This window comes from Kribbella lupini, from assembly GCF_039529595.1.
In the GTDB taxonomy this organism is placed as follows: domain Bacteria; phylum Actinomycetota; class Actinomycetes; order Propionibacteriales; family Kribbellaceae; genus Kribbella; species Kribbella lupini.
This window is the reverse complement of the sequence record NZ_BAAANC010000003.1, coordinates 847,910-866,546: the sequence shown is the minus strand read 5'-3', so window position 1 is coordinate 866,546 and position 18,637 is coordinate 847,910. Positions and strand designations below refer to the sequence as shown.

Sequence of the window (18,637 nt, the reverse complement as noted above, 5' to 3'; positions counted from 1 at the left end):
CAGCCCGCGCACCGCCGCCGCGCCGTAGCTCCCACTGCCACCGCAGCCCACGTACCCGCCGCCGCACCCGCTGTACCGCCGGCGCCCGGCGCAACACCACCGCATCAGCCTGCACTTCTTCGTACTGGTCTGCGTGAACACCTGACGGGGGGACCTCGGACAGATCGGACCTCCACCACTCACCAACCCCGCGGAGAAGCCGTGGCGCCCACGACCCTGAGCGTGGCCCCCACCCTTCGCCGCGGGTTACTGAGTGCTGCCCGTCCGCCAACCCCGACGGCCACCACTGACCAACCCCCGCCAACGCTCCCCACCGTCGCGTTTCTGAGCGTGCCGGCCCGCGCCCGCCGCTGTTTGATCAGTGGTGCACGTCGACCGACCGACGCCCACCACCCACCAACCCCCGCGAACGCCCTCCACTCCCGCCTACCTGAGCGCGCCCACCACCGCCCATCGCACCTTGATAGGTGGTGCACGTCGAAGCCCCCCGCCACATAGCCTGTCCGCACTCCCCAGCTGGTGTTCGAGGTCCCGGCTGCTGTCGGAGCGAGCCCCGCTTGGCCTCGTACCAACTGGCTCAGGTAGGGGTGACCAGGCCGGTTTCGTACGCGGCGATGACGAGTTGGGCTCGGTCTCGGGCGGCTAGCTTGGCCAGGAGGTTGCCGATGTGGGTCTTGACGGTCTTGATCGAGATGCGCAGCGCGTCCGCGATCTCGTCGTTGGAGAGGCCTCGGGCGATCAGCACGAGGACCTCGGTCTCGCGGTCGGTCAGTCGGTCGACCGAGCGTGTACGGCGGACTGCCGGTCGGTCGAGGTAGTGCTCGACGAGTCGCGTGACGATGCGGGGCGCGAACAGCGACTCCCCGCGGTGCGTTCGGCGTACGGCGTCGAGCAGTTGGTCCGGCTCGGCGTCCTTGAGCAGGAAGCCGCTGGCCCCCGCGCGCAGTGCGGCGTACACGTACTCGTCGAGCTCGAACATGCTCAGCACCAGCACCCGAGTGCCGGCCAGCGCGGGATCCTCGGTCAGGTGCTTGGTCGCCTCGATGCCGTCGCCGCCGGGCATCCGGATGTCCATCAGTACGACGTCCGGCCGCAACTCCCGGCCGAGCTGGACCGTCTCGCGCCCGGTTGACGCCTGGCCGACCACGGTCACGTCGTCGGTGGCGTCGACGAGCAGCGCGAGGCTGTGCCGCAGGAGCGGCTGGTCGTCCGCGATCAGCACGCGGACAGGCGTGGCGCTCACGCGGTCGGCCTGTGGCGGTTGGTGCACGGCCACGCGGAGCTGGAGCAGGCGGTCCTTGCGAGGACTGAGAGGCCGCCGGAGACTGGCGTGGCGTTCATGCGGTGGGTCCGTCGGGGAGGCTGGCGACGACCGTGTAGCCGGTTTCGGTCGGTGTGGCGGTCAGGGTGCCGCCCAACGCGGTGAGTCGTTCGTGGAGGCCGGTCAGGCCGTGGCCTACGCCTGGGTGGGCGGTCCAGTTGGCGACCGGGCCTTGGTCGGCGTACGACGTGAGCAGGACGCCGGCCTCTCGTCGTACGGACACGTGGGCCTGGGTGGGACCGCAGTGGCGGAGGGTGTTGTTGAGCGCCTCGCGGACGACGGCGCAGACGGTGAGCTGCGCGCCGGGCGACACGTCGGGGAGCTCGGGCAGGTCGAGCGTGACCTGAAGGCCGGCGGTGCGGGCTTCGTCGACGATCGTGGGGAGGTCCTCGAGCGTTTCCGCGGGACGGAGCGGCGCGGGCTCGCCGTCGGCTGAGCGGAGGACGTTCAGCATGCGCCGGAGTTCGGTCGTGGTTCCTCGGCTGACCTGTTCGATGTCGGTCAGCGCCGAGTCCAGCCCGGCACCGGTCGTCCGGGCAACAGCGGCGCGGACGGTGATCAGGCCCAGCCCGTGCGACACGAGGTCATGCAGGTCGCGGGCGATGCGCAGGCGTTCGGCCTGGACGGCCTGCTCGCCGGCCCACGCGGTCAGACGCTCCTCGTACCCGCGGCGCTGCCGGCGGCTGCGGACCACCGCGCCCACCGACACCGCGATCGCGATTCCGGTGATGACGACCGGCGCGATCAGGGTGGCCGGGTCCGGAGCGCCGGCGACGAACAGCAGGGAGACGAGCAGCACCGCGACGGTTCCGGCCGCGAGGCCGATGCCTGAGCTTCGGGTCGGACGGCCAGCCTCCACACGGCGAGTCTAGGTTCCGCAGAGCCGACCGGCATCGGACCCAGGTCTGACAGTCCTGGGGCCGAGCCGCGCGACGAAGTCCGGTCCTGGGACCGATCCCGACCGGCGTCGCGGGCGCTGGGATGGAGCGCATGCTGACCATCGACCAACTCGTGAAACGCCGCGGTTCCCGCCTGGTGCTGTCCGCGGTGAGTTTCCGCGCCGCCCCCGGCCGGATCACCGGCTTCCTCGGCCCGAACGGCGCGGGCAAGTCCTCGACGCTGCGGATCCTGCTCGGCCTCGATCGAGCCACCTCCGGTACGGCGCTCGTCGGGGGACAGCCGTACGGCGTACTGCGTGATCCGCTGCGTACGGTCGGCTCCTTGCTGGACGGGTCGGGTGCGCACCGGTCGCGTCGGGCCGGCGAGCACCTGGCGTGGGTTGCCCGCAGCAACGGAATCCCGCAGCGGCGGGTCGGCGAGGTGCTGGACCAGGTCGGGCTCGCGGACAGCCGACGGACGAGGGCCGGCAAGTTGTCACTCGGGATGGGTCGCCGGCTCGGTCTGGCGGCCGCGCTGCTGGGCGAGCCGGAGGCGCTGGTGCTCGACGAACCGTCGAACGGCCTGGACCCGGACGGCATCCGGTGGTTGCGTGGCCTGCTGAGGGACCACGCGGCGGCGGGCGGGACGGTTCTGCTGTCCAGCCACCAGATCAGCGAGGTCGCCCAGCTCGCCGACGATCTCGTGGTGCTCGCCGAAGGGCGGGTCGTCGCCTCCGGGCCGTGCGCCGAGATCGGCGCCGGGCACGAGTCCTTGGAGGACGCCTTCTTCGCCCTGACCAGTCCGGGCCCGCCGGGGAACGAGGGGCAACCGGACCGCGGTCTGAGTCGGACCGAGGAGGACCGACGAGCAGGTCGCAGCCCGGGCCGGACGGGGGAGCAGCGGTGATGAACCTCGTCGTCGCCGAACTGCGCAAGACCGCGACCCTGCCCGCGACCGCGGTCGCCCTGACCATCGCCACCCTCGGTCCGATCGCGCTCGCCGTACTCAACGCCTTCAACGTCCGGGACGCACTCATGTCAGGCCAGACCGATCGCGTCGGCTTCACCAGTGCAGCCGAGGCCGCGCTCAGCGCCGTACCGCTTGGCACCGCCGGTGCGATGGTTCTCGGCATCGTGGCGATCAGCAGCGAGTACACGGCGAACAGCACCGACGCGGGCGGTGGCCGGCAGATCAGTACGACGCTGCTCGCGGCGCCCCGGCGGTGGACACTCCTCGCGGCCAAGGCCACGGTCGTCGTGGCGCTCGTCGTCCTGGCGGCCGTGGTCAGCCTGTCGATCTCGCTCGTCGCGGCCACCACCATCATCGGCGATGCCGCACCGTCGACCGGCGATGCGCCGATCGGAAGACTTGTCGGCGCCGGACTCTACTGGGCCTTGGCCGCCCTGATGGCGCTGGCGATCACCGTCTTGGCCCGGAGCGGGATCGTGCCGCTGATCGTCCTGATCACCAACGGGACAGTCGTTTCGGTCTCCTTCCTGCTGTGGAAGATCACGCCGCTGGCCCGGTTCCTGCCCGACCTCGCGGGCACCCGGTTGTTCGCCGCGGAGACCTTCACGGCCGTCGACGACGCGCTGCCGCCCGTCACCGGCGGCCTGGTGATGACCGCGTGGGCGGTCGCGCTCCTGCTGCTGGCGGGCTTCGTACTGCACCGTCGTGACGCATGATCGGGCAGGCGGTCGCGGCCGAGCTCATCAAGTTGCGAACGTTGCCTGCAGCAAGGAGCACGAGCTTGGTGACAGTGCTTGTGGCCGTCCTCGTGACGGCAGCGTCGGCCGGCAGTACCTCGGATGCGGTGACGCTCGCGCTCGGCAGCGTGGCCTTTCTCCAGGTGGGCACCATCGTGCTGGGCGTAGTGGCGGCGGCCGCGGAGTACGGCGGCCATGAGCTCAGGACGACTCTGACAGCAGTGCCGAACCGGTCGGTCTCCTTGGCAGCCAAGGCCGTTGCGCTACTGGCTGCCATGACGGTGACCAGCGTTGTCGCGCTGCTGGCGGCCGTGTTGACTGCCTGCGCGCGGGAGCCGATCCAGGCCTCGCTCTGGTGGGTCGCCGGAGCAGCGGCGTACCTCGTACTCGTCGGACTGCTGGCCGCGGCGGTCACCGTGGTGCTCAGGTCGCTCGTCCCGGCGCTGGCCGTCCTGCTCGTCGGAGTCGTCATCGCTTCGCCGCTGCTCAGTAGCGTCACCGACCAGGCACGCTGGCTGCCCGACCAGGCCGGCCGGGCGCTCTACTCGGCCGAGCCAGTGCACTTCGGCCCAGCGGCCGGTACGGCGGTCCTGCTGGCCTGGCTGCTCTGCACCGGTACGGCGGCGTGCCTGGCCTACTGCAAGAGGGACGCCTAAGCGGCCGGCTGGTGCTCGGCGACCGTTCGCAGGGTCCGGAACGGCGAGAAGATCAGCCAGTTGGTGCCCAGCAACGTGGCGGCGCCGGCGATCCAAAGAGTCGGGCGGAGGCCGAAGGCGGTGCCCAGCGTGCCGCCGAGCAGGCTGCCGATCGGCAGGGCGCCCCAGCTGACGAAGGACATGGTCGCGCTGACCCGACCTTGCAGCTCGGGCGGGCAGACGCGTTGGCGGGTGCTGACCTGCAGGATGTAGCCGACGATGATGCAGATCGCCGCGAGCAGCGTCGAACCGACGTACCAGCTGAGGGCCCAGCCGGGATTGGTCAGCGGCTGCAGGAGGAACGCGACGCCCAGGCCGATCGCGGCGTACAGCTGGGCGCGGGCGTCGCCGATCCAGCGGCTCAGGCGCTCGGTGAACGCGGACGCTGCGATCGCGCCGAGCAGGCCGATCATGCTGAGCAGCCCGATGGTGGCGGGGGAGAGGTGGATCTCGCGGACCAGGAAGACGATGATCACGGCCGAGTTCGCGGCCTGGAAGAGCATGGTGGTCGCTGTGTTGAGGACCAGCGGCCGCAGCAGCGGATGGCGGAAGACGTAGCGCAGGCCCTCGGCGATCTCGCGGCGCAGGTTGCGGTGCTCGGGCGCGGGCGGCTTCTGTTCCGGCGTACGGATGGAGCGCAGCCACAGGGCCGACCAGAGGAAGCCGAGGGCGTTCAGGCCGATCGTCGTCGCGGCTGACAGCCACTGCACCAGTACGCCGCCCGCACCCGCGCCCACGACGGCGGCGACGGAGTGGTTGGCCGCGAGTCGTGCGTTGCCTGGCAGGAGCTGGTCGGGTGTGAGCAGCCGGGGCGGGTAGGAGCTGTGCGCGACGTCGAACAGCACGGTCAGGAGCCCGGACAGTGCCAGTACGACGTACAGCTGCGGCAGGCCCAGTACGCCGAAGGCTGCCGCGACCGGAATCGACCCGAACAGGACGGCCCGTCCCAGGTCGGCCGCCACCAGGACCGGCAGGCAGCGGATCCGGTCGACCCAGGCCCCGGCGAACAGGCCGAGCACCAGCCAGGCGGCGGTCTCGCAGGTCCGCAGCAGCGAGACCTGGAACGTCGTCGCGTCGAGCGTGATGACGGCCAGCAGCGGGATCGCCATCAGGCCGAGCCGGGCGCCGAGCTGGCTGAGCAGGTCGGCGATCCACAGGCGGCGGAAATCGGGGTGACTCAGGATGCCCATGCCGGGACGGTAAGCCCAGGACTTGAGCCTTGTCGACTCAATGGCAACAAAGTTGAGCCGAGGCGACTCAAGTTGGAGTCTGCAACTATATAGTGGCGTGGCCTTATATAACTGCTAGCGTATTTAGCGGTGGAGAAAAGGCTCGAAATCTGTCGGAGGTCTCGGCCAGGATGATCTGCATCACACTCAGGAGGGGCGGCTCGGATGGCGGCAATTGAGGCACACGGCCTCGTGAAGACGTTCAGATCCCGGAAGAACGAGGTCAAGGCGCTCGACGGGATCGACCTGGAAGTGCCCGAAGGGAGCGTGGTCGGCCTGCTCGGGCCGAACGGCGCGGGCAAGACCACGACGGTCCGGGTGCTGACCACGCTGATGGCGCCCGACGCCGGCAGCGCGCGCGTGCTCGGGCACGACGTGGTCAAGGAGGCCGACACCGTCCGGCGGCTGGTCGGGCTCTCGGGGCAGTACGCCGCGGTCGACGAGCTGCTGACCGGCCGGGAGAACCTGTGGATGTTCGGCCGGCTCTACCGGTTGAGCAGTCAGCAGGCCAAGCAGCGGGCCGACGAGCTGCTGGAGATCTTCGACCTGACCGAGGCCGCGGACCGCATCCTCAAGACGTACTCCGGCGGCATGCGGCGGCGGCTCGACCTGGCCGGGTCGCTGATCGCGCACCCGAAGGTGCTGTTCCTGGACGAGCCGACCACCGGGCTGGACCCGCGCAGCCGGCTCGACCTGTGGAAGATCATCCGCGACCGGGTCAACGAAGGCGTCACCATCCTGCTGACCACGCAGTACCTGGAAGAGGCCGACGAGCTGGCCGACAGCATCGCGGTGGTCGACCACGGATCGGTGATCGCGCGCGGGACCGCCGACGAGCTGAAGGCCAAGGTCGGCGGTGAGCGGATCGAGGTCGTCGTGCACGAGCCGGGTGACACCGCCCGCGCGCTCGAGCTGCTGACCACGGCGCTGGAGGTGACCGATCCCGAGGCGACCTCGCTCGACGAGCACAGCAAGCGGGTGACGCTGCCGGCGCCGGGCGGTTCGGCGGCGCTGGTCGAGGTGATCCGGACGCTGGACGCGCACGGGATCCGGATCGCCGACATCGGGCTGCGGCGGCCGACGCTGGACGACGTGTTCCTGACGCTGACCGGTCACGCGACCGACAACCCCGACACCGGGGCGGACGAATCGACGAAGAAGGGCCGGGCATGAGTACGCCGTACGCCGGACCGGCCGGGAGTGGACCGGCCAGGAGCGGATTGGCCATGAGTGGACTGGCCGTCAGTGGACTGGCCGTGACTGGGAAGGGGAGCCGGGCATGAGCGCGGAAGTGACGCGGAGCGAGCCGCTCGACGGGCGGGAGCAGAGCGGGCTGGGGCGGGCGGTCTCCGACGCCGGGATCCTGGCCTGGCGGACGCTGAAGCGGATCCCGCGGACGCCGGACATGCTGATCTACGCGACGATCCAGCCGATCATGTTCGTGCTGCTGTTCGCGTACGTGTTCGGCAACGCGATCCCGATCCCGGGCTTCCCGGGCGCCCGGGCGTACCGGGAGTTCCTGATGTCCGGGATCTTCGCCCAGACGATGGCGTTCGCGGTCGCCTCGGCCAGCGTCGGGCTGGCCGACGACATGTCGAAGGGCCTGATCGACCGGTTCCGGTCGCTGCCGATGGCGCGGTCCGGGGTGATCGCCGGGCGGGTGATCGGGGACGTGGTGTTCAACGCGTTCGTGATGCTGGTGATGGTGATCTGCGGGTTCATCGTCGGCTGGCGCTGGCACAACGGCTTCGGTCAGGCGCTGGGCGCGTTCGCGATCCTGCTGCTCTTCGCGTTCGCGATGCTCTGGGTCGGCGCGCTGATCGGGCTGTCGGTCGGCAGCCCCGAAGTCGCCGCGTCGGCGGGCCTGATCTGGCTGTTCCCGCTGACGTTCCTGTCCAACGCGTTCGTCCCCACGCCGAACCTGCCGAGCGCGCTGCAACCGGTCGCGGAGTGGAACCCGATCTCCTCGATCGTCGCCGCCTGCCGGCACCTGTTCGGCAACCCGTCCCCGTTCGCGAGCCCGGACGGTTTCCCGGCGCAGCACCCGGTCTGGCTCAGCCTGATCTGGTGCGCCGTGATCATCGGCGTCTTCGCACCGCTGGCAGTCCGGAAGTACCGCCGTACGACGGGTCACTGACCGTCCCCGGTTGCCAGAAGCCCGGTCGCCGGTCGCCCGGCCTGTCGCCGGCCGCCCGGGCGGACTCGTAGCGTCCGAAGAACCGTCATGCGTCCGAAGAACCGTGCGCTATAGCCTCGGGTTCTTCGGACGCATCGGGGTTCTTCGGATGTAGCGGGGCCAAGGGGTGCGGGCAGGGTGGCGGCCGAGGAGCGGACCCCGGCGTACCGCGCAAGCAGTCGCCCCGCGAACACGCCGGCGTACCGCGCAAGCAGTCGCCCGGCGTACCCGACGAACCCGCCCGGCGTACCCCGCGAACAACAGCGCCCCGGTGGTTTCCCACCGGGGCGCTCTTGTGCGTTTGGGGTGGTCAGCCGGTGAAAGGCTCCGCGGCGACGATTTCCACCGTGACGGGCTTGCCGTTCGGCGCCTCGTAGGTGGCCTTCTGGCCCTTCTTCTTGCCCAGGATGGCCGATCCGAGCGGGGACTGCGGCGAGTACACGTCGATGTCGACCGACGCGTCCAGCGCGAGCAGTTCGCGGGAGCCGAGCAGGAAGGTCTCCACCTCGTCGTCACCGGCGAACTTGATCGACACCTTCATCCCCGGCTCGACCTTGCCGCCCGGCTTCGGGGTCTCCCCGACCTGAGCGCGGCGCAGCATGTCCTCCAACTGGCGGATCCGGGCCTCGATCTTGCCCTGCTCGTCCTTGGCCGCGTGGTAGCCGCCGTTCTCCTTCAGGTCGCCCTCGTCGCGGGCGTCGCTGATCCGCTGGGTGATCTCGGCGCGGGCCGGACCCTTCAGGTGCTCGAGCTCCGACTTCAGCTGGTCGTAGCCATCCTGTGTCAGCCAGACAACGCTGTCCTCGATGTTCTGCGTCACGGGCTGCTCCTTTGTTGATGGGATGGGTCGGAAATACTCAAGGCCGCCGTCGTCGACGGCGACCAATCCTCCGAGCGTAGCAAGAACGGGCCCGGAACCCCACTGGTCTTTGCCGGCTCAAACACCGGGTGAGCGTTTGCACGAGCGCGGCGGCAATCGTTTGCCAGCGCTCACGATGGGATACCGGTCCGTACTACGGACAACAGGTACCCCGTACGCCGGGCACTACGCAGCCGCGGCGGGACCTGCGGCTGGCGCGACCGTCTCGCGGCTAGTGCGGCCGGGCCGTGTCGGCCGTCGTACAGCCGATCAGCACCACCGAGGTCGCCGCGCGCTGCGTGGTCAGCGTGGCCGGCAACGTCTGCTGCCGCGGGGAGTCGGCCGGGACCGTGAGCGTCAGTTCGCCGACGATCGAGAAGTCGGCGGCCTTGGCCTGCAGGCGGCACGACGCCTCGACGTCCTTGCGCTTCTCGACCTGGATCGTCGCCGTCGCCGAGGTGTCCGACGGAATCGCGAACGCCAGCAGGCGCGACGACACCGGCGGCGTGGACTGGACGAACGCGACCCGGACCAGCCACACCAGCGCGGCAACGGCAATCACGCCGATCACGGCGATCAGGAGCACGGGTCGACGGCCGCGCGGCGTACGGCCGTAGCGGGCGTCCAGGTCGGTCGCGGCTGGGTCGGTCAACGGTTCTCCTCGGGCTTGGAGGACCATTGTGTCTTGTGACCGAAGATCTTCGCCTGCTGCATGTCCATGCCCACCCCGACGACGAGTCCAGCAAAGGCGCTGCCTCGACCGCGAAGTACGTGGCCGAAGGCGTCGACGTGATGGTGGCCACCTGCACCGGGGGTGAACGCGGCTCGATCCTCAACCCGAAGATGGACCGCCCCGACGTCCTCGCGAACATCACCGAGATCCGCCGCAAGGAGATGGACGCGGCCCGGGAGATCCTGGGCATCCGCCAGGAGTGGCTCGGCTGGGTCGACTCGGGCTACCCCGAGGGCGACCCGCTGCCGCCGCTGCCCGAGGGCTGCTTCGGACTGATGAAGGTCGAGGACGCCGCCGCGCCGCTGGTCAAGCTGATCCGGGAGTTCCGTCCGCAGGTCGTCACCACGTACGACGAGAACGGCGGCTACCCGCACCCCGACCACGTGATGTGCCACCAGATCAGCGTTGCCGCGTTCGAGGCGGCCGGCGACCCGGACGCCTACCCGGAGCTGGGCGAACCGTGGCAGCCGCTGAAGCTGTACTACCACCACACGTTCCACTTCGAGCGGATGAAGGCGCTGCACGACGCGATGATCGCGCGCGGCCTGGAGTCGCCGTACGCCGAACGCCTCAAGGAGTGGAAGCCGGACCCGGAGAACGAGCGCCGGATCACCACCCGGGTCGAGTGCGCCGAGTACTTCGGGGTCCGCGACCGGGCGCTGCTGGCGCACGCCACGCAGATCGATCCGGACGGTTCCTGGTTCAGCGTCCCGCTGGCGGTTCACCAGGCGGCCTGGCCCACCGAGGACTACGAACTGGCCCGCAGCCTGGTCGAGTCCGAGCTCCCCGAGGACGACCTGTTCGCGGGGCTGCGCTGACGGCGGGTGGGGACGGTGAGACACTGGCCTGGTGACCGCGACGACCCTTCTTCTGACGACCGCACCCCCGGCGGGCGAGATCGACCCGAACACGGTGCGCCCCGGCTGGGTCGCCCTGCTGATCATCCTGGCGCTCGGTGCCGCGGTGGCGTTGCTGATGAAGAACATGAGCAAGCAGCTGAAGCGAATCGACATCGATCCCACCGACGGCCCGGACACGCCCCCGGCCGGCGCTGCGGACGCCCCAGCACCGTCCGACGCCCGGCCGACGGAGCCCAGCTCACCGGCCCCGGCTGGCGCTGCCGCTCCGACGACGCCTGACGCCGAGCCGACGGGCGACGACACCAAGCACTGAACGCCGCCCGGGCGGCTCGGCGGCGGGATCGGTGGGCCACCCCTCGGTGCGGTTTGCCGTGGCGGATCGGTGGGCCACGCCGCTCGGTGCGGTTCGCCGTGGCGGGATCGATGGGCCGCGCCGCTCGGCGCGGTTCGCCGTGGCAGGCTCGGCGCCGGTGCGCGACAGCAACTAACCGCCCGCGGATCGTGGTCCCTTTGACAGGACCTGATGCCGAGGGCAACGGCCCGGAGTTGCGGAAAGTCACGCCTAGGCAACCGTTTGCACCCTACGGGTCACGAGATGGTGTCGCTGGCGGCCGTGGTGAGGTAGCTCACCCTATAGTGAGCGCGTGTTCAACTGCGCCCTCGGCGGGACCGGTCGGTGACCGCGACCCGCGCCGCCCGGCACCGGATGCCCGGACGTCTGGTCGCGGGTGGTCTGGCTGCCCTGGTCGTTGCCGCGATTGCCTTGGTGGTGGGGGTTTTCGCCGCCGGTAGCGAGCCGACCGAGAACGTTCTCGGCATCGGTCCGGGCGAGGTGGTCGACTGGTCGCTTTCGCTCTTCCGGCTGATCTCGACCCTGGCGACCGTCGGTTGCGCCGGCGCGCTGCTGGCCGCGGTCGTGCTGCTGCGCACGGACGGCGGTCCGCTCGGTACGCAAGGACGGCGCGCGGTCCGCGATGCCAGCAACGCCGCGATCATCTGGGCGGCCGCTTCCTTCGCGGGCGCCGTGGTCACGTCGGCGATCATCCTGAACACGCCGGTCAGCCTGCTCCGCTACCGGTTCGACGACGCGCTCGGTGTTCCTGAGGTCAAGGCGCTGCTGATCACGGGCATCCTGGTGGTTGCCCTTGCCGTCGGCATCCGCCGCGTCCAGACGTCGTCGGCCGCCGGGCTCGGAGTCCTCGTCGCCGTCGCCGCGCTGATCCCGCCGGCGCTGACTGCTTATCCGCGCAACGAAGCGTACGTCGTACTGGCTGGTGCAGCCCTTGTCCTGCACGTGGTTGCCGCCACCAGTTGGGTCGGCGGCCTCGCCGGCCTGGTCCGCTACGGCCGAGCCAGTCGTGACGGTCTTCCCTTCGTGCTGGAACGCTTCAGCCAGGTGGCGCTGATCTCGTCGATCGTCGTCCTCCTCAGCGGCCTGCTGAGCGGTGCAGGCCGCCTGGCCGCCCAGGCAGGCGGCTTCGACCAGGTGCTCGACGCCGCCACCACAGCGCCGTACGGCGGTCTCCTGATCGCGAAGACCGCCGTCTTCCTGTTGCTGATCGTCGGCGGCTGGATCCACCGCCGCCAGGTCGTCACCAACCTGATCGAACCAGGACCCGCGTTCTGGCGACTGGTAGCGGTGGAGCTCCTGGTGATGTCGATCGCCCTGGGGCTGTCAGTCGCGTTGTCGCAAACAGGCTGAGCCTTGCGGGGGAAGGTGGATGGGGGAGAGGGCAGCACCGCCCCGGGGCCTTCGCTTCGCTCGGCAGACGCTTGCATCCCAGGCCGATCGGCGGGCATCCGCCTGGCGGCAGTTGCTTGCCGGGTCCCAAACCGGCTGAGCCTTGCGGGGGAAGGTGCATGGGAGAGAGGGCAGCGCCGCCCGGGGCCTTCGCTTCGCTCGGCAGACGCTCGCATCCCAGGCCGATCGGCGGGCATCCGCCTGGCGGCAGTTGCTGATGTTCGCGTTCCGGGGCGGCCGGCGGATATCCGCCTGGAGACGGTTGCTTGCTGATGTTCCTGTTTCGGCGCCGGTTGTGGGCGTCTGCCTTGTGGCGGTTGCGTGCTGATGCTCGCGTTTCGGCGCCGGTTGTGGGGTCCGCCTGGCGGCAGTTGCTTGCTGACGTTCGCGGTCCGGCACCGGTTGCGGGCGTCCGGCGGCAGTTGCTTGCAATCGCGTGCGTTCCGGCGCCGGTCGTCGGGCACTCGTCCGGCGAAAGCGTTCGGCGTCCGCTCCCGGCGCTGGCTGACGGGCGTGCTGGTCTGCGCCGGCTAGTTGCCGACGCCGAGGGCCGGCATGTGGGCTGTCGGGTAGCGGTCGCCGCGGACTGCGTTCGGGGGAACGGCTTGGGCGATGGCGGCGAGGTCGTCCGGGGTGAGGTGGACGTCGATCGCGGGAAGGGCCTCCGTCAGGCGTTCGCGGGTTCGGGCGCCTACCAGGGGGACGATTTCGGGGCCTTGGGCTGCGACCCAGGCGATGGCCAGCTGGGCGACCGTGCAGCCTTTGGTGGCGGCGACCTGGCGGAGGGCTTCGACGAGGGTGAGGTTGTGCTCGACGTTCTCCTGGGCGAAGCGGGGGCTGCGGCCGCGGTGGTCGCCTGGGGTGTTGGAGCGGGCGGCGGTCCAGTGGCCGGAGATCAGGCCGCGGCCCAGTACGCCGTACGCCGTGAGGCCGATGCCCAGTTCTCGCAGGGTCGGGAGGACGTCCGCCTCGACGGCGCGGGAGATCAGCGAGTACTCGATCTGCAGATCCGAGATCGGGTGGACGGCGTGGGCGCGGCGGATGGTGTCCGCGTTGACCTCGGACAGGCCGATGTGCCGGACGTACCCGGCCTCGACCAGCTCCTTGATCGCGCCGACGGTCTCCTCGATCGGGACGTTCGGGTCGAGCCGGGCCGGGCGGTAGATGTCGACGTGGTCGGTGCCCAAGCGGGTCAGCGAGTGCGCGAGGAAGGTCTTCACCAGCGCCGGGCGGCCTTCGATCCCGCCGATACCACCGCCCGGCTGGCCGAGCATGCCGAACTTCACGCTCAGCTGGTAACTGTCGCGATCCCTTCCCCGCAAGGCCTCCGCGAGCAGCAGCTCGTTGTGACCCATCGCGTAGAAGTCGGCGGTGTCGACCAGCGTCATCCCGGCGTCCAGCGCGGCGTGCACGGTCGCGATGCTCTCCGATCGATCCGCCTCGCCGTACGCGCCTGACATGCCCATCGCGCCCAGTCCCAGCGCGCCGACGGTCGGTCCGTGCTTGCCCAGTTCTCGTGTCTGCACAGCTTCGCTCCCTTGTCGTTGCTCTCGGCATCAGCCTGCCTCGATGGGGCAGCGTGCGGCAGAGAGAGTTCATCGTGGGAGCGGCGCTCCCTGGATAGGCGCTCGCCCGCGAGGGAGGATGAGGACATGCAACGCGACGAGCTCGCCGACTTCCTGCGCCGTCGCCGGGAGGCGATCAGCCCGGCGGAGGTCGGGATCGCGCCGGGTCCACGCCGCCGTACGGCGGGACTGCGGCGCGAGGAGGTCGCCATGCTCGCGGGGGTCTCGGTCGACTACGTCGTACGGCTGGAGCAGGGGCGGAGCAGTCAGCCGTCGACGCAGCTGCTCGGTGCGCTGGCCCGGACCTTGCGGCTGTCCGACGACGAGCGGGATCACCTGTTCCACCTGGCCGGTCACCGGCCTCCGCCGGCCGACGGCGTGGCTCGGCTGGCGAGGGCCGGCCTGATCCGCATGCTCGACCTGCTGGGCGACACCCCGGCGATGGTGATGTCCGACCTCGGCGAGATCCTCGCCCAGACACGGATGTCGGTGCTGCTCGGTGGTGATCACACGGGCTTCACCGGCGACCGCCGCTACCACGTGTACCGCTGGTTCACCGAGCCCGAGGCCTGGGCGATGCACCCGCCCGAGCAGCGCGAGCACCACGCCCGCACCCTCGTCGCCGATCTCCGCGCGACCGCGGGCCGCCGCTCCGGCGATCCTGTCGTGCAGGGCCTGATCAGCCGTCTGCAGGCCGCGAGCCCGGACTTCGCCCGCCGGTGGTCCCAGCACGAGGTCGAGGTCCGCCGCGCCGACCGCAAGACCTTCGTCCATCCCCGCGTCGGCAGTCTCCTGATGGACTGCGAAACGCTGGTCACTCCCGACCTCGGCCAGATGCTGCTGGTGCTCACCCCGGCCGACACGGAGTCCCGAGAACGCCTGGATCTCTTGCGCGTCGTAGGCACGGAGAGCTTCACGAACACAGAGCCGGGCCGCTGATGCCCAGCGACACCGACGCCCACCACTGATCAACGGCTCGCGGACGGACCGTGTGCTGGGGTTCTGAGCGTGATCGCGGGTGGTGGCGGTTGTTTGATCAGTGGTGGGCGTGGGGCGGCCGGTTCAGCAACCGGCCGCCCGACGGGGATCACCGCAGCCCGAAGGCCCGGGTGACGGTTTGCGTGATGCTGCCGCCGTTGCGCTGCTTGGCCGTGGCCCGGATGGACACGAACTCAGCGCGCCCAGGCGCGTGCAGCGTGGTCTGCCAGATTCCCTTCTCCTGCTTGAGGTTCTGGCGCTGCCAGGTCGTGCCGTTGTCGTAGGAGACCTCCAAAGCGACGGAGGTGACCGCATCTTCGGGGCCGCCCGCGCCCAGCACGGCCGGCTTCACAGCGAAGGCCGAGGTGCGCTTCGCCCGCCCAGCAGCATCCACGTCCAGCGTGTAGTCGAGCTGCGCCAACGGCAGCGCCTTGTTCTCGGCCTCACCGGAGGTGAAGGCCCACTCGGTGTGCGTCGCGGTCGAGTACGGCGTGAGACCGGCGTTGCCCACCGTGTCGACCACCAGCCGGTACGGCAACTTCTCCGGCGCGAGTTCGCCCACGCCGAAGTCCGGCCGCGGCCCGTTCTGCATCAGCAACCGGTCGCCCTGGTAGAGCGCGAAGCTGCGCGACATCATCGAATCCCCGCTGTGCGCGGACCCGCCGTCGCCGAAGCCCGCGATCATTCCGCCCATCGCGTTGCCGACGCGGTGCGGGACCTCGAACTCGAGCATGCGCGGGCGGACCAGCGGACCGAACCATCGCTCGTTCTGCACGCTGCGAGGCTGGTAGCCGACGACGTCCGTGAAGGTCGACCAGCCGTCGATGGACGCGTACTGCTGCCACTTCACGCCCGCCGAGACCCAGTCGGTCCGATGCCCGACGGCGGCCTTGCGCGGGAAGCGCGGGACGCGCGTCATGCCGAAACCGGCGTACGGGTAGGCGGCCGGCCAGTGCTCGTACGACGGGCTGTCCTCACGGCTTTCCATGACCGGCTGGCCGAGCGACGGCGCGAAGTCGTTCTCGATCCGCGCGAGGCTGCCGGGACCGGTGGCCGCGGACGGGTCGTCCGGCACCTTGCCCTGGTGGTAGTCGGCCAGGTCGTACAGGTACTTCGGCACCGGGTGGGCCTCGACGCCCAGCTCGGTCCGGCTGGTCTTGATCCGGGCGATCAGGGCCTCCCCGTCGTCCAGCGTGAGCGAAGCGGTCGGCACGGGGCCGGCGCTCCGACCGTCCGGGTCGCCGTACCAGTCGCTCTTGCGGCCGTTGAGGTCGTTGACCACCAGCAGCATCGCCGCGCCGGCGGCGTGCGCCGCCGCGGCCTGGTCGACGGTCGCAACGTCAGCACTGCTCCGTACGACGACGGCCTTGCCGCGAGCGGACAGACCGGCGTACTCGGCCGGCGTACCAGTCCCCGCGAAGACCGCGGTGACGCGCGACTTGCCGTCGCGGAAGGCAGCAGAGCCCGGCTGCACGAGCAACGCGTCGTCGAGCGTGCGGCCGCCGTACGTGATCTTCAGCGGCGTCTGCTCGGCCCGGATCCGCGTGGTGAAGACGAAGCTGCCCTGCTTGACGGCGGTCTTGGTCGGCAGTGCCCACAGGCTGTCGTACGCCGGCGGCGGCATCAGGATCTCGTGCAGCGCCTGCGCGTCGTTCGGGTCGGGCGCCGAAGTGAACGACCGGAAGAGGTCGATCCGGCTGGTGCTGACCGCCGTCGGCAGCGGCGTCGCGACCTTGACCTCGCGGATCCGCGAAGCGTCCAGTACGACGTCGCGGTCGCCGTTGAGGTTCACCTCGGGAGCCGTCAGGACCGCGAGACCGAGCGAACGGGGTCCGTGGCGTCCTTGCACGTCGAGCGTGGAGACGAGCGTGTAGATCCCAGGCGCCCAGCGGGTGGTGAGTTTGCCGTCCGGCACCCAGAACACGGTCGACCTGCCGTCCGCCCCGGTGATCTCGACCTCGCCGCTGATCGGCTTCCCGGCCTGGTCCTTCAGGTGGACGGTGAGATCGTGCTTGTTCGGCTCGACCGACAGCCCAACGGCCGTGTGCACGGTCCCGAACGACGAACGTGCGATCACCTGAGCGGCGTACTGGCCGGGCTGCAGACCCCTAGGATCAGCCGTCACGCCGACGGTCGACGTCCCGCGCGCGGGCACTGTGACCTGACGCGCGGCCAAGGTGAACGCCCCAGTGGTCGAGACCTGCAGCGTGATGGCACGGTCGGTGGTGTTGCGGTAGGTGATCTGCCGGTTGATCGGCTTCGGGGTCGACCCCGACCGAACCAGGCCGGCGTTCACCGAACCGGTGGCGACGATCTGGCCGCGCAGCGAGGCCGCGGCCACATCCAGCCGACCGCTGCCTGCCTCGTACGGCGTGTAGGCGGGCGTGAGCGCCGTCGTACTCATCAGCGCGTCCTTGAGCTGCGCGCCGGTCCAGTCCGGGTGCTGCCCGGCCAGCAGGACGGCCGCACCGGCGACGTGCGGCGCCGCCATCGACGTGCCGCTGTCGGATCGGTAGAAGCCTTCGCTCCCGTCGTTCATCTGCTGGGACCGCGCGGCCAGTACGTCGACGCCGGGCGCGGTCAGGTCGGGCTTGAGCCCGTCGTCGAGCATCCGCGGGCCGACGCTGGAGAACCCGGCGAGCTGGTCGGACGTGTCCACCGCGCCGACGGTCAGCGCGGCGTCGGCGGTACCGGGCGCGCTCACGGCGTACGGCGTGTTGCCCGAGTTGCCCGCGGCGATCACGAACAGCGCGCCCGTCTCGGCGCTCAGCTGGTTGACCGCCTGGCTCAGCGGGTCGTCCTGGGTGTGCCAGGCCGCCGTGCCGAGGCTCATGTTGATCACCTTGGCGTGCTCGGTCCGGGCCGCCCACTCCATCCCGGCGATGATGCCGGAGATCGGGCCGGACCCGCTGTCGCCGAGGACCTTACCGATCACCAGGTCGGCGCCGGGCGCGACGCCGCGCTCCTTGCCGTCCGAGGCGGCGCCGGTGCCGGCGACCGTGGACGCGGTGTGCGTTCCGTGGCCGTTCCGGTCGACGACGTCCTCACCGGTCACGAAGCTCCGGGTCGCGACGATGCGCGGCGCCAGGTCGGGGTGGGTGGTGTCGACGCCGGAGTCCAGTACGGCGACGCGAACGCCGGTGCCGACGGCCCCGGTCTCCCACACGGCGGGAGCGCCGATCTGCGCGGTGGTGTCGGCAAGGAGCGCCTTCGCCTGGCCGTCGAGCCAGATCTTCTCGATCCCGGCGGCGAACGCCGGCGCGGCCGGCTCCACGCGACGAGCGTTCGGCGACGCGGCGGTGACGGCCGACCAGAACGCGTCCGACCGCTGGGCGCGTACGGCCGCACCGCCGACCGACGGGAGATCCTTGGCCACGCTCAAGCCCGGCAGCGCGGCGCGGGCCTTGGCAGCGGCCGTAGCCGAGCCGGTGACGATCAGCGGCAGCTCCTTGGTCCGCGCGTCGTCGTAGCCCTGGGCGACCAGTTCGCTGATGTTGAACAGCTGCTTGTCGAGCCGCCCGGTGGCGACGTATTGCATGGCCTCGTCGGGAAGGACGTAGGTGTCACCCGCCTCGACGGTCACCCGGACTGAGCCGGTCGCCCGCGGTGCGCGCGCGACGGACTCGACCGACACCGCCCTGCCGGGCCCTCGGACGACGCTCACCTTGTCGCCGGTGATCAAGGTGAGCTCGACGGGTGCGGCGGCAGCAGGGGTGCCGGCGGTGGGTGGCGGGGGCTCGGCGCCGGCTTGCGCAGGAACCGCGACGCCGGCGATCAGGAGTAGTGCTGCGAGCGGCACGAGGTGCCGACGAGCAGAAGAACGACGCACGTTTTCCTCCGGAACTCTGGGGTGACCGCATCCGATCAGCCCGGTGGGGAGGTGTAAACGGAATGC

General features: G+C 70.6%; 16 protein-coding genes. 9 read left to right on the top strand and 7 right to left on the bottom strand.

Going from position 1 to position 18,637, the window contains the following annotated elements:
- Positions 1-577: 577 nt before the first annotated feature.
- Together ABD235_RS30250 and ABD235_RS30245 are read right to left on the bottom strand one after the other, a co-directional pair.
- Positions 578-1,243: a response regulator gene (locus tag ABD235_RS30250; protein ID WP_344180332.1), complete on the bottom strand. Its 666-nt coding sequence runs from the start codon at positions 1,241-1,243 to the stop codon at positions 578-580.
- A gap of 94 nt (positions 1,244-1,337) precedes the next feature.
- Positions 1,338-2,180 (bottom strand): sensor histidine kinase, encoded by an 843-nt coding sequence (locus ABD235_RS30245; protein WP_344180331.1) that lies wholly within the window; start codon positions 2,178-2,180, stop codon positions 1,338-1,340.
- 131 nt (positions 2,181-2,311) lie between these two features.
- Here ABD235_RS30245 and ABD235_RS30240 point away from each other — a divergent pair, with 131 nt between their 5' ends.
- From ABD235_RS30240 to ABD235_RS30230, 3 genes are all read left to right on the top strand, one after another.
- Positions 2,312-3,106, top strand: a complete 795-nt coding sequence (locus tag ABD235_RS30240; RefSeq protein ID WP_344180329.1) for an ABC transporter ATP-binding protein — start codon at positions 2,312-2,314, stop codon at positions 3,104-3,106.
- Complete coding sequence (locus ABD235_RS30235; RefSeq protein WP_344180327.1) at positions 3,106-3,885, top strand: hypothetical protein; 780 nt, start codon at positions 3,106-3,108, stop codon at positions 3,883-3,885. The genes ABD235_RS30240 and ABD235_RS30235 overlap by 1 nt, the downstream gene beginning before the upstream one ends.
- 68 nt (positions 3,886-3,953) lie before the next feature.
- Positions 3,954-4,562, top strand: coding sequence for a hypothetical protein (locus ABD235_RS30230; protein WP_344180325.1), 609 nt, complete (start codon positions 3,954-3,956; stop codon positions 4,560-4,562).
- Here ABD235_RS30230 and ABD235_RS30225 read toward each other — a convergent pair.
- Positions 4,559-5,791 (bottom strand): MFS transporter, encoded by a 1,233-nt coding sequence (locus ABD235_RS30225; RefSeq protein ID WP_344180323.1) that lies wholly within the window; start codon positions 5,789-5,791, stop codon positions 4,559-4,561. The two genes, ABD235_RS30230 and ABD235_RS30225, sit on opposite strands and share 4 nt — an antisense overlap.
- 231 nt (positions 5,792-6,022) lie before the next feature.
- Here ABD235_RS30225 and ABD235_RS30220 point away from each other — a divergent pair, with 231 nt between their 5' ends.
- Entirely contained in the window at positions 6,023-7,003 is a 981-nt protein-coding gene (locus tag ABD235_RS30220; RefSeq protein ID WP_344180321.1) for an ATP-binding cassette domain-containing protein, read from the top strand.
- 106 nt (positions 7,004-7,109) lie between these two features.
- Positions 7,110-7,967 carry an ABC transporter permease gene (locus ABD235_RS30215; RefSeq protein ID WP_344180319.1) on the top strand — a complete coding sequence of 286 codons (858 nt, stop codon included), beginning with the start codon at positions 7,110-7,112 and terminating at the stop codon, positions 7,965-7,967.
- Between the two features lie 349 nt (positions 7,968-8,316).
- Here ABD235_RS30215 and greA read toward each other — a convergent pair whose 3' ends face one another.
- Together greA and ABD235_RS30205 are read right to left on the bottom strand one after the other, a co-directional pair.
- Positions 8,317-8,826 (bottom strand): transcription elongation factor GreA, encoded by a 510-nt coding sequence (gene greA, locus ABD235_RS30210; RefSeq protein ID WP_344180317.1) that lies wholly within the window; start codon positions 8,824-8,826, stop codon positions 8,317-8,319.
- Between the two features lie 271 nt (positions 8,827-9,097).
- Positions 9,098-9,517 (bottom strand): DUF4307 domain-containing protein, encoded by a 420-nt coding sequence (locus ABD235_RS30205; protein ID WP_344180315.1) that lies wholly within the window; start codon positions 9,515-9,517, stop codon positions 9,098-9,100.
- 35 nt (positions 9,518-9,552) lie between these two features.
- On the opposite strand from ABD235_RS30205, the gene mca reads away from it, so the two are divergent.
- From mca to ABD235_RS30190, 3 genes are all read left to right on the top strand, one after another.
- Entirely contained in the window at positions 9,553-10,416 is an 864-nt protein-coding gene (mca, locus tag ABD235_RS30200; protein WP_344180313.1) for a mycothiol conjugate amidase Mca, read from the top strand.
- Between the two features lie 31 nt (positions 10,417-10,447).
- A complete protein-coding gene (locus ABD235_RS30195; RefSeq protein WP_344180311.1) occupies positions 10,448-10,771 on the top strand; it encodes a hypothetical protein in 324 nt (107 codons plus the stop codon).
- A gap of 363 nt (positions 10,772-11,134) precedes the next feature.
- Entirely contained in the window at positions 11,135-12,160 is a 1,026-nt protein-coding gene (locus tag ABD235_RS30190; RefSeq protein WP_344180309.1) for a copper resistance D family protein, read from the top strand.
- A 569-nt stretch (positions 12,161-12,729) separates the two neighbouring features.
- On the opposite strand, the gene ABD235_RS30185 is transcribed toward ABD235_RS30190, so the two are convergent.
- Positions 12,730-13,725, bottom strand: a complete 996-nt coding sequence (locus tag ABD235_RS30185; protein WP_344180307.1) for an aldo/keto reductase — start codon at positions 13,723-13,725, stop codon at positions 12,730-12,732.
- A gap of 126 nt (positions 13,726-13,851) precedes the next feature.
- Between ABD235_RS30185 and ABD235_RS30180 the strand changes: the two genes are divergently transcribed.
- Positions 13,852-14,703 carry a helix-turn-helix transcriptional regulator gene (locus ABD235_RS30180; protein ID WP_344180305.1) on the top strand — a complete coding sequence of 284 codons (852 nt, stop codon included), beginning with the start codon at positions 13,852-13,854 and terminating at the stop codon, positions 14,701-14,703.
- A 148-nt stretch (positions 14,704-14,851) separates the two neighbouring features.
- On the opposite strand, the gene ABD235_RS30175 is transcribed toward ABD235_RS30180, so the two are convergent.
- The gene (locus ABD235_RS30175) at positions 14,852-18,571 is read right to left on the bottom strand and encodes a S8 family serine peptidase (protein ID WP_344180303.1); all 3,720 of its coding nucleotides are present in this window, start codon (positions 18,569-18,571) and stop codon (positions 14,852-14,854) included.
- Between the last annotated feature and the right edge of the window lie 66 nt (positions 18,572-18,637).

Bases quoted from the DNA above. Each gene is read 5' to 3' on its own strand.
- ABD235_RS30215 (WP_344180319.1), top strand. From the start codon at position 7,110: ATGAGCGCGGAAGTGACGCGGAGCGAGCCGCTCGACGGGCGGGAGCAG.
- ABD235_RS30225 (WP_344180323.1), bottom strand. From the start codon at position 5,791: ATGGGCATCCTGAGTCACCCCGATTTCCGCCGCCTGTGGATCGCCGAC.
- ABD235_RS30240 (WP_344180329.1), top strand. From the start codon at position 2,312: ATGCTGACCATCGACCAACTCGTGAAACGCCGCGGTTCCCGCCTGGTG.
- ABD235_RS30180 (WP_344180305.1), top strand. From the start codon at position 13,852: ATGCAACGCGACGAGCTCGCCGACTTCCTGCGCCGTCGCCGGGAGGCG.
- ABD235_RS30235 (WP_344180327.1), top strand. From the start codon at position 3,106: ATGAACCTCGTCGTCGCCGAACTGCGCAAGACCGCGACCCTGCCCGCG.